Raw genomic sequence first — 9267 nt, forward strand, 5'->3', positions numbered from 1 at the left:
CGGGCTCATCCCCGGGACGCTCTAGTCTGTGCGGCATGCAGGGCACGGTGAAGGCGTACGACGCCGAGACGCGGACCGGCAGCGTGCTGCTGGACGACGGGAGCGAGATGGCCTTCGACACGGCGGCGTTCGACGCCGGCGGCCTGCGGCTGCTGAGGTTCGGGCAGCGGGTGAACCTCGCGGTCGAGAACGACCGGATCACGGTGATCACGCTGTCGACGTTCCCGCTGCCGTAGGACCACCCCGGCGACCACGACGGCGCCCGGCGGACCAGGGTCCGCCGGGCGCCGTCGGCACGCCGTTATTCCTTCTTGGCGCCGGCCACCAGGTTCTTGAAATCCGAACCGGCCTTGAACTTCGGGACCGAGGTGGCGGGCACATTGATCGTGGCGCCCGTCGCCGGGTTCCGGGCCTCGCGAGCCGGCCGATCGGCCTTCTCGAAAGATCCGAAACCGGTGATGGCCACCTTCTCGCCCTTGGCCACCGTCTCCTGAATGGTCTCCAGGATGGCGTCGACCGCCTCGGTCGCCGCTTTCTTGCTGCCGACTCGATCGGCGATCGCGTCGACGAGTTCGCGCTTGTTCATGGGTTTGCTCCTCTTCCCCCTTGCTCGCTCGAAACTAGGGGCCTCAGGGCATCTATACAATCACCCATGGCCGGTGTTTGCGCCTGTGTCGTAGGTGGAAGCGCCATTCAAGATGCGTTTTCATCGCCATCAAGCTCGATCATGAAGGATTCGAGCCGCTTGACGGCGAGCGCCGGATCCCGCTTGGCAAGATCGGTTATGAGCAGGAGTTGCCTGGTCAGACGGGGTTTCAGCGCACCCGGGAGGCCCGCCACCCGCGTGTGCGCCTCGCGCAGCCGCCGGGCCAGGGCGTTGAGCCGCGGGTCGTCCCACGCGGGGCCGGACGGTGTTGCCATCATCACACCTCGTCACCTGGTTCCCACGGAGGCGCGCCGCGGGGTCGCGAACGGCAGGAGGGGCCGGCAGCGTACGCTGCCGGCCCCTCCACCGTACGGGTGCGGGCGATCAGGCCGTCACGGGGAGCCAGGGCTGCCGCTTGGCCTCGTAGTCGCCGATGGCGTCGGCGTGGCGCAGGGTCAGGCCGATGTCGTCCAGGCCCTCCAGCAGCCGCCAGCGCGTGTAGTCGTCGATCTCGAAGGTCTGCACGCCGCCCTCGTCGCAGCGCAGCTCGCGCGCCTCCAGGTCGATGGTGAACTCCTTGGCGGGGTTCGCCGCGATCTTGTCCTGCAGGCCCTCGACGACGTCCTCGGGGAGCTGGATCGGCAGCAGGCCCATCTTCGTGGCGTTGTTGCGGAAGATGTCGCCGAACCGCGCCGACACGACGGCGCGGAAGCCGTACTGCTGCAGCGCCCAGACGGCGTGCTCGCGGGAGGAGCCGGTGCCGAAGTCGGGGCCGGCGACGAGGATCGACGCGCCCTGGTACTCCGGACGGTTCAGGACGAACTCGGGGTCCTCCCGCCAGGCGGCGAACAGGCCCTTCTCGAAGCCGGTGCGGCTGACCTGCTTGAGCCAGACCGCCGGGATGATCTGGTCGGTGTCGACGTTGCTGCGCCGCAGCGGCACGGCGCGGCCCGTGTGGGTGGTGAAGGCTTCCATGAACTGGCTCCCGGGTTACAGGTCGGCCGGGGCGGTCAGACGCCCGGTGATGGCGGTGGCGGCGGCGACGGCGGGCGAGACCAGGTGGGTGCGGCCACCCTTGCCCTGCCGGCCCTCGAAGTTGCGGTTGGAGGTCGAGGCGCTGCGCTCCCCCGGCTTGAGCTGGTCGGGGTTCATGCCCAGGCACATCGAGCAGCCCGCCTCGCGCCACTCGGCGCCCGCGGCGGCGAAGACCTCGTTCAGGCCCTCCTCCTCGGCCTGCGCCTTGACCTTCATCGAGCCCGGAACGATCAGCATCCGCACGCCGTCGGCGACCTTGCGGCCCTTGATCACCTCGGCGGCGGCGCGCAAGTCCTCGATCCGGCCGTTCGTGCAGGATCCGACGAACACGGTGTCGACGGTGACGTCGCGCAGCGGGGTGCCGGCGGTCAGGCCCATGTACTCCAGCGCGCGCTCGGCGGCGGCGCGGTGCGTCGGGTCGGCGAAGGACGCCGGGTCCGGGACGGTCGTCGCCAGCGGAGCGCCCTGGCCGGGGTTGGTGCCCCAGGTGACGAACGGCGTGAGCTCGGAGGCGTCGATCACGACCTCCTTGTCGAACGTCGCGTCGTCGTCGGTGCGCAGCGACCGCCAGTACTCCTTCGCGGCCTCCCAGTCGGGGCCGGACGGCGCGTGCGGGCGGCCTTCGAGGTAGGCGAAGGTCGTCTCGTCCGGCGCGATCATGCCGGCGCGCGCGCCCGCCTCGATGGACATGTTGCAGACCGTCATGCGGCCTTCCATCGACAGCGACCGGATCGCCTCGCCGCGGTACTCGATGATGTGGCCCTGGCCGCCGCCCGTGCCGATCTTCGCGATGATCGCCAGGATGAGGTCCTTGGCGGTCACGCCGTACGGCAGCTCACCGTTGACCGTGACGGCCATCATCTTGGGCCTGCGCTGCGGCAGCGTCTGGGTGGCGAGGACGTGCTCGACCTCGCTGGTGCCGATGCCGAACGCCAGCGCGCCGAACGCGCCGTGCGTGGAGGTGTGCGAGTCGCCGCAGACGACCGTCATGCCCGGCTGGGTCAGGCCCAGCTGCGGGCCGATGACGTGGACGATGCCCTGGCCGGCGTCGCCCATCGGGTGCAGGCGGACGCCGAACTCGGCGCAGTTCTTGCGCAGCGTCTCGACCTGGGTGCGCGACACCGGGTCGGCGATCGGCTTGAGGATGTCGGTGGTCGGGACGTTGTGGTCCTCGGTGGCGATCGTCAGGTCCGGGCGCCGGACCGCGCGGTTCGCCATGCGCAGGCCGTCGAAGGCCTGCGGGCTGGTGACCTCGTGGATGAGGTGGAGGTCGATGTAGAGAACATCCGGCTCGCCCTCGGCGCTCCGTACGACGTGCGCGTCGTAGACCTTGTCCGCGAGTGTTCGGCCCATCACTCCACCTCTTCCGGTTCGGTAGCTCCTCTGCCCGCGACTTGCATCTCAGATTCCGAGACGGCAGTATCGAAGCATGGACAACTCTAGCGGAGTCGGCGTGCTGGACAAAGCGGTTCTCGTCCTGAACGCCCTCGAGGCCGGCCCGGCCTCCCTCGCCCAGCTGGTGCAGACCACCGGCTTGGCCCGGCCCACCGCCCACCGGCTCGCCGTCGCGCTGGAGCACCACCGCATGGTCCACCGCGACACGCAGGGCCGGTTCATCCTCGGCCCCAGGCTCGCCGAGCTGGCCGCCGCCGCCGGAGAGGACCGCCTGCTCGCCATCGCCCAGCCCATCCTGACCCAGCTGCGCGACCTGACCGGCGAGAGCGCCCAGCTGTACCGGAGGCAGGGCGACGTCCGCGTGTGCGTCGCGGCGGCCGAGCGGATGAGCGGGCTGCGTGACACCGTCCCCGTCGGCAGCGCCCTGCCGATGACCGCCGGCTCCGCCGCGCAGATCCTCCTGGCCTGGGAGGAGCCCGACCGTCTGCACCGGGGGCTGCGCGGCGCGAAGTTCACCGCCACGACCCTGGCGTCCGTACGCCGCCGCGGCTGGGCGCAGAGCGTCGGCGAGCGCGAGCAGGGCGTCGCCTCGGTCTCCGCGCCGATCCGCGGCACCGGCGGCCGCGTGATCGCCGCCATCTCGGTGTCCGGCCCGATAGAGCGCCTCTCCCGCGCCCCCGGCCGGATGCACGCCCCGCCCATCCTGGCCGCGGCCGAGAAGATCTCCGAGATGATGCGCCGCGGCTGAGCCCTTCGGATACCGAGATCCGCGACCACGACTCCCCGGCGGCCGTACGGCGATAGTGTCCGGGCGACGGGGGGGCGAATGAAGATCTCCGAGCTCAGCGACCGCAGCGGGCTGCCGGTTCAGACGATCAAGTACTACATCCGGGAGGGCCTCCTCCCGAAGGGCACGGCCACCGCGGCGACCCGGGCGGAGTACGACGGGCGGCACCTGCACCGGCTCCGCCTCATCAGGGCGCTCCGGGAGGTCGGCGGCCTGCCGGTCGCGTCCGTACAGCGGATCGTCGCCGCCGTGGACGACGACACCGTGGCACTGCACCGGCTGCTGGGCGAGGCGCAGTACGCCCTCGGCCCGCGCGCCGAGCCGCGACCCGAGGACCCCGACTGGCGGGCCGCCCGCCAGGACGTCGACGCGGTCGTCGCCGAGCTCGGCTGGCGCGTGGTGCCCGACGCGCCGGCGCGCGACCTGCTCGCGCAGGCGTTCGTGGCGCTGCGCCGGCTGGGCCTGCCCATCGTCCTGCGCGACCTGCGCCCCTACATCGAGGCCGCCGGGCTCGTCGCGGACCACGAGGTCGGCGGACTGTCGGCCGACGACGACCGGGAGACCGCCGTGCAGACCGCCATCGCGACCAACGTCCTGTACGAGCGGGTCCTGCTCGCACTGCGCCGCATGGCCCAGGAGAACGCCTCGGCCCGCCGCTTCGAGGAGACCGGCGCCCTGCGCCGAGGATCCTCCTCGCCGGCACGACATGAATCCTCGGCGCACACCCCCTAGCCTTGGGGCATGCGGGCGGCGCGGCTCATCTCCCTGATCCTTCTCCTGCAGGGCCGGGAGTCGATGACCGCCGCGGAGCTCGCCCGGCGGCTGGAGGTCTCCGAGCGCACGATCACCCGCGACGTGCTGGCGCTCGCGGAGGCGGGCGTGCCGGTGTACGCCGACCGCGGCCGGGGCGGCGGGTACCGGCTCCTGGAGGGTTACCGCACCCGGCTGACCGGTCTGGGCCGGGCCGAGGCCGAGGCGCTGTTCCTGTCGGGCGTGCCCGGCCCGCTCCGGGACATGGGCCTGGGCGACGCCGCCCTCGCCGCCCGGCTCAAGGTTTCGGCCGCGCTGCTGCCCGAACTGCGCGACGCCCCCGCCACCGCCGCGCAGCGCTTCCACCTGGACGCACCCGCATGGTTCCGGGACGCCGACCGGCCGCCGCTACTGCCGGAGCTCTCCCAGGCCGTGTGGGACGACCGCGTCGCCACCGTCCGCTACCGGCGCGGCGAACGGGTCGTCGAGCGCACCCTCGAACCGTACGGCCTGGTGCTCAAGGCCGGGGTCTGGTACGCCGTCGGCCGTACCGGCGACCGGCTCCTCGTCCACCGCGTCGACCGCTTCGAGGACGTACGGACCGGAGCCGAGCGTTTCGTCCGGGACGAGGACTTCGACCTGGCGGCGTTCTGGGACGCGCGGGCCAGGGAGTTCGAGCGCTCGCTGCTCAGGACGCGGGCCACCGTCCGGCTGACCCCGGCGGGCCTGCGGGCGCTCCGGCACGTCGCGGACCCGGCCGCCCTGCCGGACGCGCTCGCGTCGGCGAGCACGCCCGACGGCGAGGGCAGGGTCACCGTCACCCTGCCCGTCGAGTCCGTGGAGGTCGCCTACTCCCAGCTCCTCCGCCTGGGCCCGGAGGCCGAGGTCCTGGACCCGCCGGAGCTGCGCTCTCTCCTGGCGGACGCCGCCCGGCGGACGCACCGCCTGTACGCCGCTTCCGGTGATGCCCGGGATCAGCCGCCGGCCCCGGTGGCCGAGAGGTCCCCGACCGCGTCGGCGTAATAGACCCCCTCGCCCAGGTGAAAGGCGAGCTGCCGGAAGCTCCACCCTTCGCCCGGTGAGCGGTCGAGCCGGTCCGGCGTCAGCGCGTTCAGCCGGTCGGCCCAGATCCGGGCGAGCCGGGTCAGCCGACTCCTCGCCTCGTCCAGGTCCTGATCGGTGAAGGGCGCCAGATCGACCGGGGTCGTCACCGCCGACGCGTGCCACCGGTCCGGGATCGGCCGGTCACCGGCCAGCCTCGCCTCCAGCTCGGCGAGGTGGTCGATCAGGTGGTCGGTGACCCGCCGGATCGCCTTGTGCGGGGTGTACACCCGGTCCCCGGCGGCGACCGGGCGGCCGTCCCAGGCCGTCCAGGTCGCCGCGAGGGCGAGGACATGGTCGACCATCGCCGTCACGACGACGGCCGGATCACGGTCGTCGGTGACCGGAGTCTCATCAGCCATCCAGGACCTTCCTTTCTCCGCCGATCACGCTAGGTCCCGGACATCTCCGCGCACGCCGAAGGATGGATGCGGGCGCGTCAGCGGTAACCGGTGTCGTCGGCGGGGAGACCGGCGTCCCGGACCTCGGTGATGTACCGCCAGGCGTCCGGCCGGGTGCCGTCCACGTCGGTGAAGCCGTACACCTTCGCGAGTTCCCCGCTCGACAGCGTCCGGCCGCTCCAGCGGCTCACCTCGGGGTCGGCGGCCAGCGCCGCGACGGCCCGGCCGACGTACGCCGGCGACTCGGAGACGCAGAAGTGCGGCTCCCGCGCGGTGGCGTCCCGCCAGTTCTCCTCGGTGACGCCGAACAGCTCCAGCATCGCCTCGGAGCGAAGCCAGCCCGGCGTGACCGCGACGGCCGTGCCGCCATAGGAGCGCAGCTCCTCCGCCTGGGCCAGCGCCATCCGCTGCACGGCGACCTTGACGAGGTCGTAGAAGAACCCGGCGTCGGCGCGGTAGGCGGCGTTGAACTCCGCCGTCCCGTCCGTCATCTCGACGACCAGGCCGCCGGGCCGGCGGATGAGCAGCGGCAGCGCGAAGTGACTCGTGATCGCGTGCGTGTCGATGCCGAGGCGGAGCATCCGCAGTCCGTCCTCCAGCGAGTGCTCCCACAGCCGGCTGCCGAACCGGAGGTACACGTCACCACCCCAGATGTCGTTGACCAGCACGTCGAGCCGTCCATGCTCCCGGTCGACGCGCTCGATCAGGGCCCGCACCTGATCGGGGTCCAGGTGGTCCACGGCGACGGCCACGCCCTCGCCGCCCGCCTTCGTCACCAGGTCGGCGGTGTCCTCGATCGTCTCGGGCCGGTTCATCTCCGAGCGCCGCTCCCGCGTCGTCCGGCCCGTGACGTACACGGTCGCGCCGGCCCGCCCGAGCTCGACCGCGATCGCCCGTCCCGCCCCGCGGGTGCCTCCGGCGACCAGCGCGACCCTTCCCTGCAGTGTCATGCCTCTCTCCCTTCCCATCGCCGGGGATGCTGGCAGCGAAAGCGGACACCTTGTGTCGCCTTTTCCGCGGGGAATCATGGGTGGGTGGACTTCGACACCGCCGCCGACCGGCTCTACGGCGTCCCTCCGGCCGAGTTCACCGCCACGCGCAAGCGGCTGGCCGGCGAGCTGCCACGCGAGGACGCCCGCCGCCTCACCGCGCTGCGCCGTCCCACCGTCTCGGCGTGGGCGGTGAACCACCTGGTCCGCGATGGCGGCGTCCAGCCCCTGCTCGACCTCGGCGAGCGGATGCGCGAGGCGTGGTCGTCCGGCGGCGACCTGGGCGCGTTGGAGCATGAGCGCGGCACGCTGGTGGACGGGCTGGTACGCCGGGCGCGGGAGCTCGCGGAGGAGGCGGAACGGCCCCTGAACGAGGCCCAGAGCCGTGAGGTCGAGGACACGCTCCAGGCCGCCCTGGCGGATCCGGCGGCGGCCGAGGCCGTACGGGCCGGGCGACTCGAACACCCGCTCAGCCACGCGGGCTTCGGCCCACTCGGGGCCCTGGCACCGTCGATGACGCGGCGCCGTGAACCGACCGCGCCGAAAGGCGGGCGCGAGAAGCGTGCCCCGACGAAGGGCGAGCGTGCGAAGCGCGCCCCGCGTGAGCACGCCCCGCGTGAGCACGCCGAGCGGGCCGCGCCGGAGGAGAATGCCCGGATCCGGGCCCGCCGGCTGGCCGAGGAGGCGCAAGCCGCAGCCGAACGGGCCGAGGAGGCGGAAGGCTCACTCGCCCAGTGGCGATCCGAGCGCGACGCCGCGCGAGAGGCCGTCGAAGCCGCTGATCGGCGCCTCGAGGAGCTCGGCCGGCGTCTCGAAGAGTTGCACGGACAGGTGAAGGCCGCCGAAGCGGAGCGGGCGGAGGCCGGACGGCACGCACAGGTCGTCGAGCGAGAGTACGACCGTGCCGCACGCACGGCCGACGAGGCCCGCCGCCGCGCGGAGGAGGCAGCGGCCCGCCGCCACGCCGAGTAGGCCAACGCACGCCGTCTCGCCGGGAGACAGCCGCGTGCCGCCGTGACGAGGGCGGGCGCGTGCCGTCGGGGCGGGGTGGGTGCACGCCGTCGGGGCGCACGGCGCCGGGCCGGGGAGATCGCACGCTGTCGTGCCGAGGCCGACGGAAACGGCGTGAGGCATTGAAGTCGGCGGGTACCGGCTGGCACAGTAAGGGACTGTAATTCCGAGAAAGGTGAGATGTGACGGACGTGCCCCGGCGTGGACTGGCCGATGTGGACACGAGCGTTCCCAATGTCGCCCGGATGAACGACTACCTCCTCGGCGGGAAGGACAATTTCGCCGCCGACCGGACGGCCGTCGACCAGTTGCTCGCGATCGCTCCAGAGATCAGGGACATCGCCCTGGAGAACCGCGCCTTCCTCCGCCGCGCGGTCCGCTTTCTCGCCGAGCAGGGCATCCGGCAGTTCATCGACATCGGATCCGGACTGCCCACTCAGCGCAACACGCATGAGATCGCCCGTGCCACGACGCCGGACGCGCGGGTGGTGTACGTCGAGAAGGACCCGATCGTCCTATCCCACGCGCGGGCGATCCTCATCGACAGCCCGCACACGGCGGTCGTCGAGGGCGACATCCTCGATCCGGAGAGATTCCTCGCCGAATGCCGGCTGCACGGATTGATGGACCTTGACCAGCCGGTCGCGCTCGTCATCTGCGGTTCGCTGCACTTCATCCCGCATTCGGACGACCCGTTCACGAGCGTCGCATGGTTGCGCGACGCCGTTCCGCCCGGGAGCCACCTGGCCATCACCCACGTGGTCTTCGACACCCGCCCGGACGTCGTCGAACCGATCGAGGAGATCTATCGGGCGGTTCTGGACCGGCCGGGCGAGACCGCGGCGCGGAATCGGGATCAGGTGCTGCCGTTCTTCGACGGGTTCGAGCTGGTCGATCCCGGGCTCGTGTACGTGCGCGAGTGGCGTCCGGAGAATCCGATGAACGCCCGGTCGCCCGAGAAGGCGTGGATGCTGGGCGGCGTCGGCCGTAAGCCCTGAAGCCGTGGCCCCTTACGCCCTGGGCTCCGCGGCCGTAGGCCGTGCGACCTCGAGCTTCGAGGTCGCGTGCCCTGAGGTCAGAGCTCCTTGAGGATGCGTCCGAGGGTGTCGCGGATGCGGGTGGCGGGCTCGGCGTCGATGCACAACCGCTCCA

Annotated in this window: 12 protein-coding genes; 6 read left to right on the plus strand and 6 right to left on the minus strand. The window is 72.2% G+C overall.

Going from position 1 to position 9267, the window contains the following annotated elements; genetic code table 11:
* The first annotated feature begins 35 nt into the window (after positions 1–35).
* Positions 36–236, plus strand: coding sequence for a hypothetical protein (locus NE235_RS27375; protein WP_252808012.1), 201 nt, complete (start codon positions 36–38; stop codon positions 234–236).
* Positions 237–301: 65 nt separating this feature from the next.
* Here the strand turns inward: NE235_RS27375 and NE235_RS27380 are convergent, their stop codons facing one another.
* From NE235_RS27380 to leuC, 4 genes are all read right to left on the minus strand, one after another.
* Positions 302–586, minus strand: a complete 285-nt coding sequence (locus NE235_RS27380) for an HU family DNA-binding protein (RefSeq protein WP_252808014.1) — start codon at positions 584–586, stop codon at positions 302–304.
* A 107-nt stretch (positions 587–693) separates the two neighbouring features.
* Positions 694–921, minus strand: coding sequence for an SCO5555 family protein (locus NE235_RS27385; RefSeq protein WP_252808016.1), 228 nt, complete (start codon positions 919–921; stop codon positions 694–696).
* 109 nt (positions 922–1030) lie between these two features.
* Positions 1031–1621 carry a 3-isopropylmalate dehydratase small subunit gene (gene leuD / locus NE235_RS27390; RefSeq protein WP_252776186.1) on the minus strand — a complete coding sequence of 197 codons (591 nt, stop codon included), beginning with the start codon at positions 1619–1621 and terminating at the stop codon, positions 1031–1033.
* A gap of 15 nt (positions 1622–1636) precedes the next feature.
* Positions 1637–3034: a 3-isopropylmalate dehydratase large subunit gene (gene leuC, locus NE235_RS27395; protein WP_252808018.1), complete on the minus strand. Its 1398-nt coding sequence runs from the start codon at positions 3032–3034 to the stop codon at positions 1637–1639.
* Positions 3035–3110: 76 nt separating this feature from the next.
* Between leuC and NE235_RS27400 the strand changes: the two genes are divergently transcribed.
* From NE235_RS27400 to NE235_RS27410, 3 genes are all read left to right on the plus strand, one after another.
* On the plus strand, positions 3111–3824 hold the full coding sequence (locus tag NE235_RS27400; RefSeq protein ID WP_252808020.1) for an IclR family transcriptional regulator: 714 nt from the start codon (positions 3111–3113) through the stop codon (positions 3822–3824).
* 78 nt (positions 3825–3902) lie between these two features.
* The gene (locus tag NE235_RS27405) at positions 3903–4595 is read left to right on the plus strand and encodes a MerR family transcriptional regulator (RefSeq protein WP_252808022.1); all 693 of its coding nucleotides are present in this window, start codon (positions 3903–3905) and stop codon (positions 4593–4595) included.
* Positions 4596–4604: 9 nt separating this feature from the next.
* A complete protein-coding gene (locus NE235_RS27410) occupies positions 4605–5636 on the plus strand; it encodes a helix-turn-helix transcriptional regulator (RefSeq protein ID WP_252808024.1) in 1032 nt (343 codons plus the stop codon).
* On the opposite strand, the gene NE235_RS27415 is transcribed toward NE235_RS27410, so the two are convergent.
* Positions 5588–6076 (minus strand): hypothetical protein, encoded by a 489-nt coding sequence (locus NE235_RS27415; RefSeq protein WP_252808026.1) that lies wholly within the window; start codon positions 6074–6076, stop codon positions 5588–5590. The genes NE235_RS27410 and NE235_RS27415 overlap by 49 nt on opposite strands.
* 77 nt (positions 6077–6153) lie before the next feature.
* Entirely contained in the window at positions 6154–7065 is a 912-nt protein-coding gene (locus NE235_RS27420; protein ID WP_252808028.1) for an SDR family oxidoreductase, read from the minus strand.
* Between the two features lie 84 nt (positions 7066–7149).
* Here NE235_RS27420 and NE235_RS27425 point away from each other — a divergent pair, with 84 nt between their 5' ends.
* Positions 7150–8076, plus strand: a complete 927-nt coding sequence (locus NE235_RS27425; RefSeq protein ID WP_252808030.1) for a hypothetical protein — start codon at positions 7150–7152, stop codon at positions 8074–8076.
* A 221-nt stretch (positions 8077–8297) separates the two neighbouring features.
* Positions 8298–9113 carry an SAM-dependent methyltransferase gene (locus NE235_RS27430; protein WP_252808032.1) on the plus strand — a complete coding sequence of 272 codons (816 nt, stop codon included), beginning with the start codon at positions 8298–8300 and terminating at the stop codon, positions 9111–9113.
* The last annotated feature ends 154 nt before the right edge of the window (positions 9114–9267 follow it).

The organism is Actinoallomurus spadix (genome assembly GCF_024055725.1).
Lineage (GTDB): Bacteria > Actinomycetota > Actinomycetes > Streptosporangiales > Streptosporangiaceae > Actinoallomurus > Actinoallomurus spadix.

Bases quoted from the DNA above. Each gene is read 5' to 3' on its own strand.
- NE235_RS27400 (WP_252808020.1), top strand. From the start codon at position 3,111: ATGGACAACTCTAGCGGAGTCGGCGTGCTGGACAAAGCGGTTCTCGTC.
- NE235_RS27420 (WP_252808028.1), bottom strand. From the start codon at position 7,065: ATGACACTGCAGGGAAGGGTCGCGCTGGTCGCCGGAGGCACCCGCGGG.
- NE235_RS27415 (WP_252808026.1), bottom strand. From the start codon at position 6,076: ATGGCTGATGAGACTCCGGTCACCGACGACCGTGATCCGGCCGTCGTC.
- leuC (WP_252808018.1), bottom strand. From the start codon at position 3,034: ATGGGCCGAACACTCGCGGACAAGGTCTACGACGCGCACGTCGTACGG.
- NE235_RS27385 (WP_252808016.1), bottom strand. From the start codon at position 921: ATGGCAACACCGTCCGGCCCCGCGTGGGACGACCCGCGGCTCAACGCC.
- leuD (WP_252776186.1), bottom strand. From the start codon at position 1,621: ATGGAAGCCTTCACCACCCACACGGGCCGCGCCGTGCCGCTGCGGCGC.
- NE235_RS27375 (WP_252808012.1), top strand. From the start codon at position 36: ATGCAGGGCACGGTGAAGGCGTACGACGCCGAGACGCGGACCGGCAGC.
- NE235_RS27405 (WP_252808022.1), top strand. From the start codon at position 3,903: ATGAAGATCTCCGAGCTCAGCGACCGCAGCGGGCTGCCGGTTCAGACG.
- NE235_RS27380 (WP_252808014.1), bottom strand. From the start codon at position 586: ATGAACAAGCGCGAACTCGTCGACGCGATCGCCGATCGAGTCGGCAGC.
- NE235_RS27410 (WP_252808024.1), top strand. From the start codon at position 4,605: ATGCGGGCGGCGCGGCTCATCTCCCTGATCCTTCTCCTGCAGGGCCGG.